19 protein-coding genes and 5 pseudogenes are annotated in these 19,670 nt (G+C 38.0%); 5 read left to right on the top strand and 19 right to left on the bottom strand.

Features of this window, described 5'->3' with window-relative positions:
- Both QWU_RS09005 and QWU_RS03425 read left to right on the top strand, forming a co-directional pair.
- Positions 1 to 381, top strand: a pseudogene (locus QWU_RS09005) (tyrosine-type recombinase/integrase); the annotation flags it as partial.
- 227 nt (positions 382 to 608) lie between these two features.
- Entirely contained in the window at positions 609 to 809 is a 201-nt protein-coding gene (locus QWU_RS03425; RefSeq protein WP_006590494.1) for a helix-turn-helix transcriptional regulator, read from the top strand.
- Positions 810 to 1,034: 225 nt separating this feature from the next.
- Here QWU_RS03425 and QWU_RS03420 read toward each other — a convergent pair whose 3' ends face one another.
- From QWU_RS03420 to QWU_RS03410, 3 genes are all read right to left on the bottom strand, one after another.
- Positions 1,035 to 1,448, bottom strand: a complete 414-nt coding sequence (locus QWU_RS03420; protein ID WP_006588961.1) for a hypothetical protein — start codon at positions 1,446 to 1,448, stop codon at positions 1,035 to 1,037.
- Between the two features lie 122 nt (positions 1,449 to 1,570).
- Complete coding sequence (locus QWU_RS09000; protein ID WP_017196200.1) at positions 1,571 to 1,996, bottom strand: hypothetical protein; 426 nt, start codon at positions 1,994 to 1,996, stop codon at positions 1,571 to 1,573.
- A gap of 154 nt (positions 1,997 to 2,150) precedes the next feature.
- Complete coding sequence (locus QWU_RS03410) at positions 2,151 to 2,510, bottom strand: hypothetical protein (RefSeq protein ID WP_006588959.1); 360 nt, start codon at positions 2,508 to 2,510, stop codon at positions 2,151 to 2,153.
- Between the two features lie 347 nt (positions 2,511 to 2,857).
- Between QWU_RS03410 and QWU_RS10180 the strand changes: the two are divergent.
- The 3 genes and pseudogenes from QWU_RS10180 to ppa form a co-directional block, all read left to right on the top strand.
- A pseudogene (locus QWU_RS10180) lies at positions 2,858 to 3,341 on the top strand (tyrosine-type recombinase/integrase); the annotation flags it as partial.
- Positions 3,342 to 3,535: 194 nt separating this feature from the next.
- Complete coding sequence (gene typA / locus QWU_RS03390) at positions 3,536 to 5,362, top strand: translational GTPase TypA (RefSeq protein ID WP_006588958.1); 1,827 nt, start codon at positions 3,536 to 3,538, stop codon at positions 5,360 to 5,362.
- Between the two features lie 68 nt (positions 5,363 to 5,430).
- Entirely contained in the window at positions 5,431 to 5,967 is a 537-nt protein-coding gene (gene ppa / locus QWU_RS03385) for an inorganic diphosphatase (RefSeq protein WP_006588957.1), read from the top strand.
- A gap of 23 nt (positions 5,968 to 5,990) precedes the next feature.
- Here ppa and QWU_RS03380 read toward each other — a convergent pair whose 3' ends face one another.
- From QWU_RS03380 to QWU_RS03300, 16 genes and pseudogenes are all read right to left on the bottom strand, one after another.
- On the bottom strand, positions 5,991 to 6,323 hold the full coding sequence (locus QWU_RS03380) for a DUF167 domain-containing protein (RefSeq protein ID WP_026017281.1): 333 nt from the start codon (positions 6,321 to 6,323) through the stop codon (positions 5,991 to 5,993).
- Positions 6,324 to 6,347: 24 nt separating this feature from the next.
- Positions 6,348 to 6,641, bottom strand: a complete 294-nt coding sequence (locus QWU_RS03375; RefSeq protein ID WP_006588955.1) for a YggT family protein — start codon at positions 6,639 to 6,641, stop codon at positions 6,348 to 6,350.
- A 347-nt stretch (positions 6,642 to 6,988) separates the two neighbouring features.
- Positions 6,989 to 7,549: an invasion associated locus B family protein gene (locus QWU_RS03365; RefSeq protein WP_006588954.1), complete on the bottom strand. Its 561-nt coding sequence runs from the start codon at positions 7,547 to 7,549 to the stop codon at positions 6,989 to 6,991.
- Positions 7,550 to 7,659: 110 nt separating this feature from the next.
- Positions 7,660 to 8,181 (bottom strand): RNA pyrophosphohydrolase, encoded by a 522-nt coding sequence (locus QWU_RS03360; protein WP_006588953.1) that lies wholly within the window; start codon positions 8,179 to 8,181, stop codon positions 7,660 to 7,662.
- Positions 8,182 to 8,221: 40 nt separating this feature from the next.
- A complete protein-coding gene (locus tag QWU_RS03355) occupies positions 8,222 to 9,532 on the bottom strand; it encodes a S41 family peptidase (RefSeq protein WP_006588952.1) in 1,311 nt (436 codons plus the stop codon).
- Positions 9,522 to 10,803 (bottom strand): annotated as a pseudogene (locus QWU_RS03350) (murein hydrolase activator EnvC family protein). The gene QWU_RS03355 and the pseudogene QWU_RS03350 overlap by 11 nt, the downstream one beginning before the upstream one ends.
- 96 nt (positions 10,804 to 10,899) lie before the next feature.
- Entirely contained in the window at positions 10,900 to 11,382 is a 483-nt protein-coding gene (gene rlmH / locus QWU_RS03345; protein ID WP_006588950.1) for a 23S rRNA (pseudouridine(1915)-N(3))-methyltransferase RlmH, read from the bottom strand.
- A gap of 1 nt (position 11,383) precedes the next feature.
- A pseudogene (gene rsfS / locus QWU_RS03340) lies at positions 11,384 to 11,829 on the bottom strand (ribosome silencing factor).
- 59 nt (positions 11,830 to 11,888) lie between these two features.
- The gene (locus QWU_RS03335) at positions 11,889 to 12,482 is read right to left on the bottom strand and encodes a nicotinate-nucleotide adenylyltransferase (protein ID WP_006588948.1); all 594 of its coding nucleotides are present in this window, start codon (positions 12,480 to 12,482) and stop codon (positions 11,889 to 11,891) included.
- 29 nt (positions 12,483 to 12,511) lie between these two features.
- On the bottom strand, positions 12,512 to 13,768 hold the full coding sequence (locus QWU_RS03330) for a glutamate-5-semialdehyde dehydrogenase (RefSeq protein ID WP_006588947.1): 1,257 nt from the start codon (positions 13,766 to 13,768) through the stop codon (positions 12,512 to 12,514).
- A gap of 49 nt (positions 13,769 to 13,817) precedes the next feature.
- On the bottom strand, positions 13,818 to 14,957 hold the full coding sequence (gene proB / locus QWU_RS03325) for a glutamate 5-kinase (protein WP_006588946.1): 1,140 nt from the start codon (positions 14,955 to 14,957) through the stop codon (positions 13,818 to 13,820).
- 1 nt (position 14,958) lies between these two features.
- Positions 14,959 to 15,984 (bottom strand): GTPase ObgE, encoded by a 1,026-nt coding sequence (obgE, locus tag QWU_RS03320; RefSeq protein WP_006588945.1) that lies wholly within the window; start codon positions 15,982 to 15,984, stop codon positions 14,959 to 14,961.
- A gap of 169 nt (positions 15,985 to 16,153) precedes the next feature.
- Complete coding sequence (locus tag QWU_RS03315; protein ID WP_006588944.1) at positions 16,154 to 16,882, bottom strand: RlmE family RNA methyltransferase; 729 nt, start codon at positions 16,880 to 16,882, stop codon at positions 16,154 to 16,156.
- Between the two features lie 24 nt (positions 16,883 to 16,906).
- Positions 16,907 to 18,231, bottom strand: a pseudogene (locus QWU_RS08995) (Ppx/GppA phosphatase family protein).
- Between the two features lie 578 nt (positions 18,232 to 18,809).
- On the bottom strand, positions 18,810 to 19,418 hold the full coding sequence (locus QWU_RS03305) for an invasion associated locus B family protein (protein ID WP_017196190.1): 609 nt from the start codon (positions 19,416 to 19,418) through the stop codon (positions 18,810 to 18,812).
- Positions 19,415 to 19,670, bottom strand: a 256-nt coding sequence (locus tag QWU_RS03300) for a YadA-like family protein (protein ID WP_017196189.1), incomplete at its 5' end; no start/stop codon positions are given. The genes QWU_RS03305 and QWU_RS03300, both read right to left, overlap by 4 nt.

Below are 19,670 nucleotides of genomic sequence, written 5' to 3'. Positions count from 1 at the left end.
CTGAGAATATGAAGGGCAAGCGTGATACGACAAAAAGAGTTTCGCGTTCCCTTATCATCAGAGGCATTAGACATTTTAAAACAAGCGCGCTCGCTTTCTCGCAATGATTTTTTTTCTCCTACCGGTCGGGGTCCCCTCGCTGCACGCTGTATGTCACAATATATGCAACAGACTGGACTAAACGCCTGCCCCCATGGATTTCGTTCTAGTTTACGCAATTGGCTTGCTGAAACAACCGATGCCCCCTATGAGGTCGCTGAAACCATTCTAAGTCATACGGTCGGGGGTAAAGTAGAGCGTGCCTATCGTCGCACTGACTATCTAGAACAGCGCCGTGTCTATATGGATAAATGGGCGGCTTATGTCACCGATCAAGCTTAAGATATGGGGTGCATAACCCCATTATCTTCGGATAACTTTAGCTCTCTTGTCTCTCATTCTTTCTCAATAAGATTCATAAATTATCACATAAGAAAAACTATGATAAAATATTGTTTTCTATGAATAAAATGCCTTCAAAAATCATCAAAAATATGGTTAATAACCAAAATGTGGTTAATAAATAGTTATGATTTGTTACCATTTTTTGAGAGTGAAAGGATTTTAGTATGACAGAAAATGATATTCTTTTAACAGACCGTGAAAGTGCAAAATTGCTTCATATGAGTATCTCAACATTCCGCCATCATGTAACCAATGGCTCGCTCCCAAAACCTTTAAAATTTGGTTTTTTATCGCGTTGGTTACAATCAGATCTTATCAATGTCATCGAGCAAGCAAAACAGCAACGTCAAAGTGACGCGGCATAAAAAAAACCTTGTCACGTAAGGACGGACAAGGCTTTCTCAAACTCATCAAACCTGGAGATAACAAAAACCGTCCTGTATCGCAACCTGGTTGTCATAGGATTACTAAGTACATTCTACGCCATATTGCTTTACATATAATATTGAGATGTTAGATTGAAAAAACAATCCTGCCATTCCAAATGAAGGCAAGGATGGGGGATTTTTGATCATCACAAACAACAAAACTTAAGGATAGCATTCATATTGTTCTGGATGCTTTTTACAAAAAGGGCTGTTTAAGCGCTTCTTAACACTTCGTTGCGGGATGATAGCGCCAGGACGACAAATGGGGAGATTTTCGGCTCTAAAAGTATAACATGGCCCTCCCGCTCTTGCTACCTCTTCATCTTTATAGCGAAAACCTGATTGAATCATACAAGCATAAATTGTTGCTTTTGCATTAATGCTATTCTTTCTGTTTTCTGGATCAACATCATAAGGGGTTGGCATACCGCATTCTAACAATGCTTTTCCTATCTCAGTAAAATCTGCACCAGGCTTCTCCCACGCACTCAAATACCCTCCAGGAGTTTTATTAAACTGACACCCAGCTATACTCAATAAAGTTATCGCACTTAATAATTTTAGAGTTTGTTTCATTTTTTCCTCTATGATTTAATTCAAGGCTTTTGTTCTAAATGAGATGTACCATAACGCCATGTACACTTATCACTCGCATTTCCAAGACAGGTATGGGAACTTATGGGATTTCTGATCACTCTTCACCATTCTTTCCACCGGGTACTACCAGCAGGAACTGTCTCGTAAGTATAGCCATTACCGCCAATAATTCTGCTCACAAAGTCATATCTATGCCCATCAAAGCCAATAGTGGTTTGTTTGCTACCACTCACATAACCTAACAGACCGGATGCAGCCAAAACATTCGCCGCTGGTCCATAGAAATCGATAATTGTATTGCCAGCTACATCATTTACACCTTCTTGTTTGAAAGAATTCATCATATTAAAGCCTGTCAAACTGCCACGACTATGGGCATCAAAATGCAATCCTGTGTTACCATAGCGAGACATTATATCTTTTGCTTCTTGTGTGGAATTGGTTAAACCCCAAAAATTATTTTCCATAAACTTCTGATAGCCTGCGACCAAAAGTTCTGAAATAGCAGAATCCGCTTCTGGGAACACAACAAAATAAAGCGGTACATTTTTATTCTCCGCATGTTGCGCTGCATAAACAGCCGCCTCATAGGGTGGTGTAAAAATGCCATTGAACGAAACAATCCCGTCATTTCAAGCAAAAGCAAGGATGAGGGATTGTTATCATCACAAACAGCAAAACTTAAGGTTTGCATTCAGGTGCATTTTTATATTTTTTACAATAAGGGCTATTTAAACGTTTCTCAACACTTCGTTGAGGCATGACAGCACCAGGGCGACATATAGGAAGATTGTCCGATTTATGGTTCTCACACCATTCTTGTATTGTAAAGCTAGGACGAAAACCTGATTGTCCCATACAAATTTCAATACTAGCAAATTGATTCAAATCTAGCGCCACAACCTTATTAAGGTCCGGTACTCCACATTCTAAAAGTACTTTATTTCTCCATAATGCTGGAGAAAGAGAGGGAATTTGGTTAACACATCCAGCTGTATTTAACAGAGCTATGCAGCTCAATAGTTTTAATATTTTTTTCATTTTTCCCCTCTTGCAATGGATTTATTTACAAAAAAAAGCTCGTAAGCCTGTTGATATTTTTTATTACCACTATTCAAAATAACAGTAAACAATATTGAGATGGCAGATTGAGGAAACAATCCCGCCATTCCAAGCAAAAGCAGGGATGGGGGATTTTGATTACCAGTAGAAAAACTTAAGGCTGGCATTCGGCATTCATCGGCATTTTTATACTGTTTACAAAATGGGCTATTTAAGCTCTTCTGAACATTTCGTTGAGGAATGACCGCGCCAGATTGGCAAATAGGAAGGTCTTTATAGTTATAGCACTAATATGGATCACCTGATTTTTTACGGAATCTGTTTGAACAGAAGAAGACATTGATAAATATTATCAAAAATGGCATCACGGTACTCATGAACGAGTTTGGATTAACGTTCTTCTTTACACGGGCTTGCGTCGTGGTGATGCAGTTCGTATTGGTTGGAAAGATGTAAAAGATAATATTATCCATTTTAAAATAAATGTTTTTCTCCCAATTTTGCCTGAATTAGCTACAACACTAGAAATAGGTCCTATTGGAGCAGAAACATTCATTTGTGGTAAACGTGGAAAAACTACCCAAACAAAGCTTTGGTCTCATGTTTTACAAGGCACGCAGCTAAGCAGGTATTAAAAAATCAGCACACGGATTGAGAAAATTAGCAGCAACACGCGCCGCTAATTCAGGTGCAACAGTCTCACAGTTGAAAGCAATTTTTGGATGGACAGAAGATAAAATTCTTTCTACAAAAAAGCGCAGACCGTAAAAACTTGCCCTTGAATCGATAAAAAAGCTCAAAAAAAGTTAGGGATAGAGATAAAAAAACGTAATAAAATAAACAAACACTTAATCCCTTACTTTAAAGAAAGTCATTGATTTAATTCTTCTCCTCCCCCTCTTCCAAAATTATAAAAAAACATGTAAAAGATTTTTTAGTAGTAAGGTAAGAACCGCAGAGGCGTTACCTCAAGTGAAATCTCATTAAAGAAAAGAAGAAAATTTATGCAATTGCGTAATATCGCCATCATTGCCCACGTTGATCATGGCAAAACAACACTCGTAGACGAGCTTCTCAAACAATCAGGGAACTTTCGCGATAATCAGCGTACCAGTGAACGTATGATGGATTCAAACGACATTGAAAAAGAACGCGGAATTACAATTCTAGCAAAAGTGACATCCGTTGTTTGGCAAGATACCCGAATTAACATTGTTGATACACCCGGTCACGCCGATTTTGGTGGAGAAGTTGAACGCATTTTAAATATGGTCGATGGAGCAATTGTGCTTGTTGATGCAGCTGAAGGCCCCATGCCGCAAACAAAATTTGTCGTTGGTAAAGCCTTAAAAGTAGGATTACGCCCAATTGTTGCTATCAATAAGATTGACCGAGCTGATGCACGTGCTGATGAAGTTATCAATGAGGTTTTTGACCTTTTTGCGGCTCTTGATGCAACCGATGAACAGCTTGATTTTCCTATTCTCTATGGATCAGGCCGTGATGGATGGATGGCTGAAACCTCTAAGGGACCAAAAGATCAAGGGCTAAGCCCTCTATTTGACCTTATAATCCGCCATGTCCCTTCTCCTAGTATAGCAGAAGGACCATTTCGTATGATCGGAACTATTCTTGAAGCAGATCCATTTTTGGGACGAATTATTACTGGACGCATTCATTCGGGCTCTATAAAATCCAATCAAAATGTTAAAGTTCTTGGACAAGATGGAAAACTTTTAGAAACTGGGCGTATTTCAAAAATTTTGGCATTTCGTGGACTAGAACGGCAACCCATTGAAGAAAGTATTGCTGGTGATATCGTAGCAATTGCAGGTCTACAGAAAGGTACCGTTGCTGATACTTTCTGTGATCCTGCTGTCAATGAACCTCTCACCGCTCAACCAATTGACCCTCCTACTGTTACTATGAGTTTTCTTGTCAATGATAGTCCCCTTGCAGGAACTGAAGGCGATAAAGTAACAAGTCGTATTATCCGTGATCGTTTGTTAAAAGAAGCAGAAGGTAATGTAGCCCTTAAAATTGAAGAATCAGCCGATAAAGATTCTTTCTACGTTTCAGGGCGAGGAGAATTGCAACTTGCAGTTCTCATTGAAAATATGCGTCGTGAAGGGTTTGAACTTAGTGTTTCGCGTCCACGTGTCGTTATGCAAAAAGATGAAAACGGAATAACTCTTGAACCAATCGAGGAAGTTGTTATCGATGTTGATGAGGAATATTCTGGAACTGTCGTTCAAAAAATGTCCGAACGTAAAGCTGAAATGGTTGAGCTGCGTCCTTCTGGGGGTAATCGTGTCCGCCTTGTCTTTTACGCACCAACGCGAGGTCTTATCGGCTACCAATCAGAGCTTTTAACGGATACACGTGGTACAGCAATTATGAATCGTCTCTTCCACGCCTATGAACCTTATAAAGGAGATATTGGTGGTCGTGTGAATGGTGTTATGATCTCAAACGATAGCGGTGAATCTGTTGCTTATGCTCTTTTTAATCTCGAAGACCGTGGACCTATGATCATCGATGCTGGCGTTAAAGTCTATCAAGGTATGATTATTGGTATACACTCACGTGATAATGACTTGGAAGTGAATGTTTTAAAAGGAAAAAAACTGACCAATATGCGCGCTTCTGGAAAAGATGAAGCCGTAAAATTAACCCCTCCACTTAAAATGACATTAGAACGTGCCCTATCGTGGATACAAGATGATGAACTTGTAGAAGTAACTCCTAAAAATATTCGTCTGCGCAAACTCTATCTGGACCCAAATGAACGCAAACGTTTTGAAAAAACACGTGCATCAACTTCAAGCTAATTTTGTGACTTACTCGGTCGAATGTTTTATTGTACTTAGCGTCACCACACTCCAGAAAGGATATTTACATGAATATTAAAGAAATCCCCGTTGGTAAAAATCCACCAGAAGATATCAATGTTATTGTAGAAGTCTCTCTTGGTGGTCAACCAATAAAATATGAAATGGATAAAAAATCAGAAGCGTTATTTGTTGATCGTTTTCTTCATACATCAATGGTTTATCCTGGAAATTACGGTTTTGTCCCACATACTCTTTCAGATGATGGTGATCCCATTGATGTTCTTATCTGTAATACCCGTCCACTTATTCCTGGTTGTGTGATTAATGTTTGTCCCATCGGGGCTCTAATTATGGAAGATGATGGTGGTAAAGACGAAAAAATTATTGCTGTCCCTACTCCAAAATTAACAAAACGCTATATCAATATTCATGACTATACAGATCTTCCTGAAATTACACTAAAGCAAATTGCGCATTTTTTCGAACATTACAAAGACCTTGAATCTGGGAAATGGGCCAAAATTGAAGGATGGCGTGATAAAAATTTTGCCCGTGGACTAATTATGCAAGCTATTGAACGCAATAAAAATAAAAAAGTGTGATTTTTTTTAAAAATAAAGCCTATTTAAAAAATAGGCTTTTCCTTTGAACTACTATTTCCTAAAGCTTGCCATATCTGCTTTAGCTTTTCCGAATGTGTTGAAAAATAAAGCTGTTTATAGCGAGATGTTGTACCACTTTTTAAAGAAATACAAGAGGATGGAATTTTCCATTGCTTGGCTAAAAATTTGATGAGTGCTTTATTTGCCTTTCCATCTTCAGGAACAGCACGAAGGCGTACGATTAAATATTGCTTTCCATTATCCTTGCTTTCAACCCCCATGATCTGATCAACAGAGGCTTTTGGAATGAGATATACAAATAAACTCAAACCATTTATATCAAATTGATGAAACATCTTCATACGTCTCATATGAGATTTCTATAGATACATATTTGCATAAACGCGCCACATAAATGTACGAATAAAATAAATAATTATGAAAACTACAACAGGTGAAATATCAATTGTTCCAAGATTTGGCAAAATTTGCCGAATACGACTGAGAATGGGTTCCGTAAGATGATATAAAAAGCTTCTTATAAAAACCACAAAGCGATTACGCATATTTATTATATTAAATACATAAAGCCAGGAAAAAATAACACTTGCAATGAGAATATAAATATAAATATCTAAAATCAAATCAATCACTTGAAACAATGTATAAACCATACCTGCTCCTTCTTTTAAATAAAGAAATAAAAGATCTTAAAAACTTTCATAAAAATAGGCCTGTTTATCGAATAACGGTTTTATACTCCATCGTTCCTTTTCCATGTAATAAAAAATTCAAATATGCTAGTGCCTTCATCTCTATAATTATGATGATGAATCTAACAAACAAATATCAGAATAAAAATAGCTGTTCAAAACAGAAACAACAGCAAATCACCTGAGAATCTTCAAAAAACTCCGAATATCTCTTATAATGATCTCATAACTTTAGCCGTAAGCTTTCTACAAAAAGCACTTAAACAAAAAACGGCCTTAAAAGGCCGTCTTTGTTGTATTTTTTAGATTTATTTCTGTAAAACAGTCAAACGGTTAAGGGCATTGCTAAAACCATTCAGTTGAACGAACAAATCATTCAAAGGTGGTTCGCCTGGAGCAGCGATTGTCATGGCCAACTTCAAATGCTTTCCACCACGTAAAGCTGTTACATGATTCTTGTCAAAAACTATTGGAACAATACAACCTGCTGGTACACAAGTCCGAATACCAGTTTCAATCACAGCTTTCCCCTCATCAACTTGTAAACGAACAGGCTTAGAGACCAAAATACCGAAAGGAACGGTTAAATTACCGGAAACAACACCATCCGCATTGAGAATAACATTCATAGCTACAACAATACGGCCCTGATCATTCACCTCTTGGCGACCCATAAAACAAATCTTCTTTCCTTCCTGTATACCGCAGTTAATAGTCCACAAGCCGTAGGTTTCAGTTAAAGAAGAAGCACCATTAGGCAATGTAGCAGCTGCAGGCTTGGTTGTCGCCGGCTTTGAATCTGAGGCAAATGCCACAGAAGAAATACTCAAGAGAGTAAAAACTATAAGTAAATTAAATAAATTTTTCATCTTATATTCCAGTTCTTTACATAAAAGAGAAACACGTCTATTATCTTTTAATGATTTACATAATATAAAGCATCTTAATAAAAAAGAGTTTTCTTATTATTGTATAGCTTTTATAATCCTCTAAGGCTACCTCGAAATTCGTTAACAATTTTTCTATAGACATGCTTTTTGAAAGAAATTACTATAGAAGGTATGATTTCTAAATCAACCCATTCCCATTGGTCAAATTCTGCTTTATTACCATCTGGTGGAGGATTTATCGCGATTTCATACGGATCTCCAGTAAATTGAAAAGCAAACCATTTTTGCATTTGCCCACGATATTTGTTTTTTAATGTACCCTCAATAAGTTCTTGTGGAAAATCATAATGGAACCACTTCCGTGCTTCTTTAATTAACTTTACAGACCGAATTCCCGTTTCTTCATAAAGTTCGCGACATGCTGCATCGAAAGGCTCTTCATTTTCATCGATTCCCCCTTGAGGAAGCTGCCAGCGATGAGATATTTCAGCATCTGTATGAGCGCACACCATTAAACGGCGCCCAACCCAAACTTTACCCACATCATTAAAAACAACAATCCCAACAGATTTCCGATAAGGGAGAGCCTTCAAATTAACCACCGCACTCATTCAATTATCTCCCAAACCCATAAGCTATACACACCCTTTTTTACTTCAAAATATCCTTATTGGGATCTGGTGGAAATGCTGCATTTGCCATTTCACCCCGTAACAGTTTATAAGCCTCATGCAATTGAACATCATCTTTCGGATCTTGCGGAACAAAAGCAGCTGAACCAGACCCCTTATTGTCTTCTCTTTTGCCTTTGATATGTCCTTTTAATGCAGACTCACCAATTTTTACATCATAGCCTTTATATTTTTCAGGCAGTGGCTGCTCTACAATAATATCGGGCGTGATCCCTGTCCCTTGAATTGAAGTACCAGACGGCGTGTAGTAGAGCGCTGTTGTTAAGCGTAAAGCACCATCTTCACCCAGAGGAATAATCGTTTGAACAGATCCCTTACCAAAAGATTGCGTTCCTAAAATCGTTGCACGACGATGATCTTGTAATGCACCTGCAACAATTTCAGAAGCACTGGCTGAACCGCCATTAATAAGCACTATAAGAGGTTTTCCATTGATGATATCCCCAGGCTTGGCATCAAATCTCGTTACATCACTCTTTTTACGCCCTCTGGTTGAGACAATCTCACCTTTATTGAGAAAGGCACTTGAAACATTAACAGCTTGGTCTAAAAGACCACCAGGATTAAGTCGTAAATCAAGAACATATCCTTTTAATTTATCTTGAGGAATTTTAGATTGAATATCTTTAATCGCAACCTGAAGATTACCAAAAGTCTGCTCAGAAAATTGAATGATTCTTAGATAACCAAGATCATCCTCAACACGATATTTCACCGCCTTAACTTTGATGATATCACGAACAACCTTAATTTCGAGTGGCTTATCAACACCAGAACGAATAATTGTCAACGTAATGGGGGTTCCAGGAGCTCCTCGCATCTTATTAACAGCTTCATTCAATGTATGACCATTTGTCTGTACACCATCAATTTTGGAAATGAGATCCCCTGCTAAGATACCTGCTTTTGCAGCAGGTGTATCATCCATTGGGGAAACAACTCTAATTAAACCTTTCTCCATAGTTACTTCAATACCAAGCCCTCCGAATTCCCCTTTCGTAGAATCTCGCATCTCTTTGGCTTCTTGCGCATTCATATAAGATGAATGGGGATCAAGTGATGTAAGCATCCCATTGATAGCATTTTCAATAAGCTTTTTATCATCTGGAACCGTTACGTATTGCATACGTACTCGCTCAAAAACATCGCCAAAAAGGGCTAGCTCTTTATACGCATCACCTTCATTATTGGCAGCAACAGACTGCACCATAATCATTGAACTGGCGCCGAGTAATACCCCAGCGACCAAAAGAATAATTTTACGAATCATTTTGGTTCCTTCTTATTTTCAGTCTGCCACCAAAGAGTTGGATTCACAGGCTTCCCCTGCTTTCTAAACTCAATGTAAAGCATTGGAGTCGTTTTGCCTATATCCAATGCAACACTGTTCGCAATAAATTGCATCCCCATCGTTCCAAGAGGTTCACCTGCAAGAACAAACTGTCCCTGAGTGACGTTGATTCTCGACATCCCAATAAGAACGATATGATAACCATTTCCAACATTAAGAATGATTAATTGTCCATAAGAACGAAATGGTCCAGCAAAAGCAACAAGAGCATCAGCAGGTGATATAACAACAGCTTCTGCTTCTGTTTCAATCATTTCACCAAAGCGTGTCATCTGAGAATTTTTATGGGCATGCTGAACTTTTGTTCCCAAAACAGGAAATAATAAAGAGCCTTTTCGGCTTTCAAAATTGGATTGCTCTAACAGTTGTAAATTTTTCTGCATCTGTATTGATGTATCAGAACTAAGTTTTGATTGATGATCAAGTTCTAAAATCAATTCTTCTAAAGATTGGGCTTTTTTAGCAAAAATAATATTTTTTTGTTGTTGCTCTATAAGTTCTGCTTCTGATTTTTTTTGTAGTTTGGCTTTTTCTTCTAATAAAAACCCTAAACGTTTTCGCTGCTCTGCTTGATTTTGCATTTTAGTCTTTAATGTTGCATATTCCATAGCAATTGAATCGCTCAAAGTCGTCAATTCCTTAAGACTCTTTGTTAAATCTCGTGTTTTTTCTTGCATCTGAGAAACAAGAGCTCCTAATAAAACAGAACTCCGTACAGAAACTAACACATCCTCAGGCCGAACTATAAGAGCAGGAGGTGGCTTTAATCCCATGCGTTCTAAGAGTGCAAGAACTTTCGCAAATTCAGCACGGCGACTTTTTAAAACTTGATGAACTTTTGTCTGCTTTTCTACCATTTTTTTTAGCTTTGCTTCTCTTTCAGCAATATCATTTGCAATCGCACGTTCTCCTTTAGCAGTTTTTATAAGTGCATCACTCAAAGCTCGCTGATCTTTCTTTAAACGTTCAACTTGCTTCATGAGAAAAGTAGAACGTTCACGCGAAATAGAAATATTTTTGCGAATTTCTCCTAATGCTTTTTGTGCTGCTTCTACACTGCTTACTGTATCTTCAGCATGCGATACAGAAAAGCAAAAAAATATACTCACAAACAGCACTATAAATATCACGCATTCCTCATATAAACATTGCATCTTTTTATGAAGAAGCTTTTTCATTTGCCCAACCATTAAGCATCATTGCATAAACTAGCGATGCTTTAAATGATGCCAGCTAAAACAATATTAATAAATACATAAATAAGTGCTAAAAATTGCACAAAAATGTTAAAAACGATGATACGGATGATTACTCGCAATTGTTACAGCGCGATAAAGTTGTTCTGTCAAAAGTATACGCGCAATTTGATGCGGCCATGTCATAAAACCAAAAGATAAAAGAAAATCAGCATGATTTCTTATTTGTTCATTATGTCCATCAGGTCCTCCCAACGCAATTATGAGATCACGAATACCTGCATCACGATAAAATTCCAATTTTTTAGCAAAAGCAAATGACGAAATCGACTCTCCACGCTCATCCAATACAATTAATCGACACTTTTCAGGCAAAAACTCGATAAGCTTTCTTCCTTCTTCTTCCATGCGCTGACATGCTGTTTGTGCACGGCTTTCTGATATCTCCTGTAGTTTTTTAAAATGAAAACCTGCAGCTCCAGAACTTTTAGAAAAACGATCCAAATAATGGTCAACCAATTTATGCTCTGCTCCTTTCTTCATACGACCAACAGCAAAAATAGAAATTTGCATGTTAATGATCTCCGAAGAGAAGCGGTTTTGTATTGTTAAAATCTGGGGTTTGCCACATTTTTTCTAAATTGTAAAAGAGACGAATTTCCGGACGAAAAATATGAACAATAATATCACCCGTATCAATCAATACCCAATCACCTCCCGCAAGCCCTTCTACATTTGCAAAGCCGTACCCATTGTCTTTCCAAGCACATAACAAATGGTCCGCAACAGCAGATACATGGCGTTGTGAATTTGCTGAAGCTATGACCATGTAATCAGCTAAGGACGATCTACCCTGAATATCAATGGAGACGATATCTTCCGCTTTTGTATCTTCTAAACTTTTGAGAATAATTTCAAGACTATCGCTCACAGAAAAAATTTTTTCTTCTACACTTGATATAATATTATTATAAAGTTTTTTTGTAAAATATTTTCCAGATCAATATCCTTTCTTATCATTTGGAACATAGAAATAAAAAGAGCCTTCTCTTAAAGAGAAGCAGAATCTTATAAAATGTTCAAGAAAAATCATTTTTCTTTAAACGAAGATTCGTTGAAGACTGAAAAGATAAAGGTCCATGTAAATATGTCCAAGCCGGCGGTTTTATAAAAGGTAATCGTATACTTTCTCTTTCATCCAAACGAAAAGAACGGTAAATATGCGCCATAGGTGAAGAGAGCGCTGGTATGCGCACAAAAGGACGATCAATAATCGCAATAGGAAGCATTGATACGATATCATGCCATCTATACCAGTGATGAATCGTTGCAAAACTATCTGCACCTATAACCCACACAAAACGTACCCCGCGACAATGCCTTAGAATATAAGAAATTGTATCTACTGATACTTTACTTCCTATAGCCTGCTCAAAACCTGTTACGCGAATCTTTGGGTGATCAATGAGTTCAACACTTAATCGCACTCTCTCCTCTAAAGATAATAAGTCTGCACAATCTTTTAAGGGATTTCTTGGCGTTACCATCCACCATAATTGGTCAAGATGTAAACGCCGAATTGCAATTTTTGCGACAAGAAGATGTCCAGCATGCGGTGGATTAAAAGAACCACCCAAAAGCCCAACAACATTGGATTTCTCAACATGTGGCATGCGATCTTTCCACGGAAAAAATGGATTTTTCAAAGTCTAACCTGTCCATTTCCTTTGACATGATACTGAAACGATGTCAGTTGTTCGACACCTATAGGACCACGCGCATGCATTTTTCCTGTTGCGATACCAATTTCTGCCCCAAAACCAAATTCACCTCCATCAGCAAATTGCGTAGATGCGTTATGAAGCAAAATAGCCGAATCCAAACGATTAAAAAATATTTTAACCACATTCATATCCTCAGCAATAATCGATTCTGTATGTCCCGATGAATAACGCTGAATGTGCGCAATAGCTCCCTCAATACTTTCTACTGTTTTAACAGAAAGAATTGCATCAAGATACTCATGTGACCAATCTTCTTCAGAAGCTAATTTGAGGTTGGGCAAAAGACAAACAATATCTTCTGTTGCACGAATTTCACACCCTTTCTCCTGTAACGCAGTCAGAACAGGAAGAAACTTTCTTAATGCATGGCGGTCAATGAGAACTGTCTCAACAGCACCACATATACCTGTCCGCCGCAACTTTGCATTTACAACAATATTACGGGCCATATCTAAATCTGCTGACTGATCAATATAAATATGACAGAGTCCCTCTAAATGCGCAAAAGTCGGAACACGTGCATCAGACTGAACACGTGCAACAAGGCTTTTCCCACCACGAGGTATAATAACATCAATCATACCGTCTAGTCCCTTGAGCATTTCTCCAACAGCACCACGATCTGTTGTTCCAACCATTTGAATGGCATCTTTAGGAAAACCAGCTTTCTCCAATCCTCTCACGAATGCCGAATGAAGTGCATGGGAAGAGTGAAAACTATCCGAACCACCACGCAAAATTGCAGCATTTCCTGCTTTCAAACACAAAGCGCTTGCATCAATTGTAACATTTGGTCGACTCTCATAAATAATGCCAATCACCCCTAGGGGTGTACGAACACGACTAATATGGAGCCCATTTGGACGTGTCCATTCGCTCATAACTTGTCCAACAGGATCAGGTAAATATGCAATCTGGCGAACACTCTCTATAATTGCAAACAAACGCGTTTCATCTAATTTAAGCCTATCAACCATTGCTGCCTTCAAATTATTTTGAGTAGCATTTTCTATATCCTGACAATTAGCACGTAAGATTTCAGCTGATTGAGCCTCTAAACTTAAAGCTATCATTTCTAACGCTTGATTCTTTTGTTCAGAAGACATAACCGCCAATACAGCGGCGGCATGGCGTGCTTTTCGCCCCATGTCTTTCATCTGTTCTCCTAAAGCCATAATATCATCCATTCTGCTAAAACGATCAATAAGATAAAAGATAACTTTTTTAAGCAGAATCGGTCAAGCAGCGTAAAACCATATCGTTACGGTGCACCATAGCAGAGCAGGCTTCATAACCAAGGATAGATTCAATTTCTTCACTTTTATGCCCCATAATGCGTACAGCTTCATCCTTGTCATAACTCACAAGTCCACGAGCAATTTCAACTCCCTCTGTATCCACAATCGCAACTGTATCTCCACGATTAAACCTTCCCTCAACTGCAACAACTCCTGCCGCCAATAATGATTTTCCAGATTCAAGCGCCTTAACCGCTCCCTGATCAATCGTCAAAATACCAGAGGGATCTAAATAACCAGAAATCCATGTTTTCCAAGCATTAACGGGCTTTTCACTGGCAGCAAAAAAACTTCTACGTTCCCCCTTATCAAGTGCTGTAAGAGGATTCATACGCTTGCCTGAAGTAATAACCATCGCCGTTCCAGCAGAATTTGCTATTTTCCCAGCATCAAGCTTCGTCTTCATTCCTCCGCGAGAAAGCTCTGAAGCAGCAACATCTGCCATTTTTTCAATATCGCTGGTAATTGATGCAATGAAAGGAATAAATTCAGCCGTTGGATCACGATGGGGAGATTTTGTATAAAGACCATCAATATCGGATAAAAGTATCAGAAGATCTGATCCCATCATCGTCGCCACACGTGCCGCTAAACGATCATTATCACCATAGCGAATTTCACTTGTCGCAACAGTATCATTTTCATTGATAACAGGCACTGCTCCAAAACGTAAAAGCACATTAATTGTAGCACGTGCATTAAGATAACGTCGTCGCTCTTCCGTATCGAAGAGAGTGAGTAAAATTTGACCCGTTTTTAATCCATATTGAGCAAGCGCATCCCTATATGTTTTTGCTAATTCAATTTGCCCTAAAGCAGCACATGCTTGACTCTCTTCTAATTTTAAAGCACCCTTAGGAAGCTGTAGTAATGTCCTTCCCAAAGCAATAGCACCTGAAGATACTAATAAAACCTCAACACCTTGTTGGTGCAAATTAGCAACATCACTTATCAAGCTTTTAAGCCATTCAGCGTGTAAACCTGTCTGAGGATCAACCAAAAGTGCGGATCCAACTTTGATTACAATGCGTTTATAATGTGCAAGTTTTTGTAATCCAACAGCCATCTTAATCAACCCTGATATCGTCGCCAGCATCCTCTTTACGTGCTGTTTCTATAATATGTGCAACAGCACGTAGCACATTTTCTAAACCTTCACGACTGACAGCAGAAAACATCATTACAGATTTACCCGTTACGTTTTGCAAAAGTTCTTGTTTAGCTTTACGCTCCTCAATAGTGAGAGTATCTATTTGACTCAAAGCTACAATTTCAGTTTTATCACTCAAATTGTTCCCGTATGCTTCTAGTTCATTACGTACAATCTGGTATGCCTTTACCACATCTTTTTCTTGAGCAGAAATTAAATGGAGTAAAACACGACAACGCTCTACATGTCCTAAAAAACGGTCTCCAATTCCTATACCTTCATGAGCCCCTTCAATAAGACCAGGAATATCAGCCAAAATAAACTCACGGGCATCAATACGAGCAACACCAAGATGAGGATGCAAAGTGGTAAAAGGATAATCCGCAATTTTGGGTTTTGCTGCCGTCACAGAAGCTAAAAAAGTTGACTTTCCAGCATTAGGCAAGCCAATAAGTCCGCCATCAGCAATTAATTTCAAACGAAGCCACAATGTGCGCTCTTCTCCTGCCAATCCAGGATTTGCGCGGCGAGGTGCGCGATTCGTAGAAGTCGTAAAATGCAAATTTCCAAAACCACCATTCCCTCCTTTTGCTAAACGATAACGTTGTCCCACTCGTGTTAAGTCACAAATTAACGTTGCATTATCTTCTTCAAAAATTTGTGTTCCAACCGGTACTTTAAGGATAATATCATCACCCTTTTCACCCGTCATATTACGCCCCTTGCCATGTCCCCCTGTTTTTGCTCTAAAATGCTGTTGATAGCGATAATCAATCAACGTGTTAAGCCCATCAACAACAAGCGCCCAAACATCACCACCACGTCCTCCATTGCCGCCATCAGGTCCTCCAAATTCAATGAATTTTTCACGACGAAACGATACTGCTCCTGCTCCTCCATTACCAGAACGAATATAGATTTTAGCTTGATCAAGAAATTTCATCGAAAACGCTCACTGAAGAATCAATTCTTCTACCTGTATAGGCAATGGGTCAATTTTACTAGTTTTTCATCATTTAAATAAAAAAACTCCTCACAATATCATCAATAATCATTTAAAAATACCCTGATATCCTTAATATATAAGTAAACTAAAGCATTTTAAAAAGAAGCTATATTGTACTTCTGTTTTTTCCTTTAAATCCAAGTGCTAAAAGATAAAGTTCCACGGATTCTGATCGACTTGCAGGTGGTTTAACATGATGCACTGTTTTAAAATTCTGTTTCAATATCGTAAGAAGATTGTTTTCTGCTCCACCTTGAAAAGCCTTTGCTAAAAAATGTCCTCCAGGTTTGAGAACTGAAAGAGCAAAATCAGCAGCAACTTCACATAAATAAATTGTCCTTAAATGATCTGTCTGACGATGACCTGTTGTTGGCGCTGCCATATCAGAAAGTACCACATCCGGCTTTTCTCCCAAAGCAGCAACTAATTTTTGCGGTGCTTCAGCATGTAAAAAATCCATTTCTAGCATAACAACCCCAGGCAATAGATCAACATGTAAATAATCAATACCAACTATACTAGGCTTTTTCTCACTTGACCCTACGATACGACTTACCACCTGACACCACCCTCCCGGTGCTGCTCCTAAATCGATAATCTTTTGACCTTTTTTGAGAAACTTATAGCGCTCATTAATTTCAATGAGCTTATAAGCTGCACGGGAACGATAACCATCCACTTTCGACTGATGGACATAAGGATCATTCAAATGCCTCTCTAACCATCGCCGTGACGATGCTTTTATGGCTCCTGCTTTCTTTTTTACACGCTGATATAATTCATGCGATCCTGAACCACCATAGCCACCAGTCGGTGTTTTTATCGTTTTTTTCATTGTTATTTATTCACCTTCCTATTCTTAATAATCTCTAGTTTTTGCAGTTGTTCCTTTCCTACAACGACACCACACACCATCGCGTAGCATCAACTCTATCAAAATTCCTTCTCTCAACCCACGATCAGCCACTCTTAAACGCCGGCTTGGCCAAACTTCTCGAATAACATCTAAAATTGCACAACCAGCTAAAACTAAATCTGCTCTCTCTCGTCCAATACAAGGATTTATTACACGTTCATTTATATCCCATGACAATAAGCGTTTTGTCATAAGAGTAATGTCTGTATCATTCATCCACATGCCATCAACTTTTCTCCGATCATAACGCTCTAAATTAAGGTGCATGCCCGCTAAAGTTGTAATCGTACCAGAGGTTCCCAAAAGATGAAAATTTGAACTCTGCGTTAAAGCTCCCAATTTATCACGATCTGAAAAATTATTTAAAAAACCTCGTACATAGCTTTTCATGTTTTCAAAATCGTCTACACTAACTTCATTTCCTCCAAAACGCTCAGCAAGCGTAACAACACCAACAGGGAGAGAAGTCCACGCCGTAATTTGTTCAGATAAACGAAAAGAACGCTTTTTGGAAACATCAAGAAGCACAATTTCTGATGAGCCCCCTCCAATATCAAAAAGTACAATTGCATCGGTGTTGCGCTCAACAAGCGTACCACATCCTGCAACAGCAAAACGCGCTTCTGTTTTACGATCAACTATTTCTAATTCAAGGCCAGTCTCATCCAAAACACGTTGAATAAAATATCTACCATTTTCCGCCGAACGGCAAGCTTCCGTTGCTACCAAGCGATAACTTTTAATACGTCTTTGTTTTAACTTTAAATGACAAATTTTTAATGCTTCAATTGCACGATCCATCGCTTGTGTATTAAGAAACCCATTATTTACTAAACCTTCTCCCAATCGTACAATACGTGAAAAAGCATCAACAACGTGAAAATATCCTGGTTTACTAGGAGATGCAATGAGAAGACGACAATTATTCGTCCCCAAATCAAGTGCCGCATACAGAGGCAAAGATTTTCGTTGAGAAGAGCGCGGGGAAAAAGGCGCTTTGAGACGCTTTGTTTTTTTTACACCTACAATTGCTCGATCATGTAATTCAAAAGCTGCATTCGATTGCAAAAATACCCGTTTCGGTTTATCTTGTCTTTTTCGCTGTTGTTTTTCTATATCAACAGCAATAGAGCATGTCCTTGTTTGTAACAATACAGAACGATTATTTTGATTACACCCACGATGATCGCATGATTGCTTTTTTTTGCTTTAGTATCAGATACTTTTCCTCGCTTTGACTCTTTTAAATCATAATCTAATGAGGTCATTTTTCCTTATCTCTTAAGCGTTTCCCCCAATAAATAAACGCGAGAACTCCTTTGTTCATTTATAAAGCTAAAGTAACAATGCGGTATTAAATGATAAATATCAAGAAAATGTTACTTCTTTTTCTATTATCAAGATTTTATCCATTTTTGTAATTTGCTAATTTCTCTTTATATCATATCACTCATATCGGATGTATCTTTATCGTATACAGAATAAATTTATATTCTTAGAATATTTTTTAACTATCGTTGTATTTTATAAAATGAATACAGGGCTTCAATTGAAAACTGTTGATAATCAAATAAGATCCCTCTAAAAATACGTAACAAGCTTTTATAAAAATAAAATAGTCCATCTCTTTCGTGTTCCCAAAAACCGTATTCTGATTATCTTAAACTAGCTATCTTTATAGTTTTTATATTTAACAATTAACGTAATTAGCTCTATAATCCTCCTAGAAAAATTTTAAGTCGATTTTTCTCTTACATATAGTGATGTAGAACTTCTTACTTTTTTAAATCTGAAATGTAACACACCAATTTATGAAAAAATTCCCTGTTAAAATACTTTATATAACCTATCGTTGTAGAGAATTAATTGCCGCACGTAACCCTTTAAAAGGCACAATCAAAGAAAATACCTTTCCCTCTTTAACCTTATAGGAAATACGCACTTTTTTGTTTTGCTCTATTTGTTTACTAAGAATTGGTCCTATAGGTGATTGTGCCAAACAGATCGTTTCATTACATTGCGTATACTGAACAAGAATAGGCTTTTTAATGCCTTCCATAAATATTCGAATGGGAACATTTGTATCAGCATTTGGCAATGTTCGAAAGAGCATTATTGCTTGACCATTTTTCGTAGAAACAAGAGACCAACTAAAAATAGTATTATCCTCTTGATCATGAACTGTTTGCGTTACATTACATATGCCTTGTTTAAGATTTTGTTTGTTATCCTGTTTTTCATCGCAAATCAAGGTCCAATGATAAAACTGCATAATAATGCGACGTGTTTCGCCAGGTTCTCCCCTAGGAATAGTTAAATGCGGTGGTTGCACCGTATAAATATTATTGTTCTCGTTGGCAAAGCTTTCGCCCTTGCCTAATAAGGCAAGAACGAACAGAATCTTTACAAAAATATTTTGTTTTTTTATCGTGACACCAGTTTTTTTCATTATCATTTCAGCCTCAGAGTAATTCCTGCACCTAGACCCCAATGACCTCCAGCACTCGTAACAGACAAGTTAGAGCGAATATTTCCATCTTCAGATGTATAACCAGCACCAATAGCAAAGGCAGATTGGCTACGCCATATACCTGTACCAAATGAAACACTTAAAGATCCTGGTATATCATAGTAGCGTAAATTAGACACTGCCAAACCAATAGCTGCTGCCTGTCTCGCTTCCTTCCGGACATCCTCAACAGCATAA

The organism is Bartonella birtlesii IBS 325 (assembly GCF_000273375.1).
Taxonomy (GTDB): domain Bacteria; phylum Pseudomonadota; class Alphaproteobacteria; order Rhizobiales; family Rhizobiaceae; genus Bartonella; species Bartonella birtlesii.
This window is presented reverse-complemented; position numbering and strand designations above follow the sequence as displayed.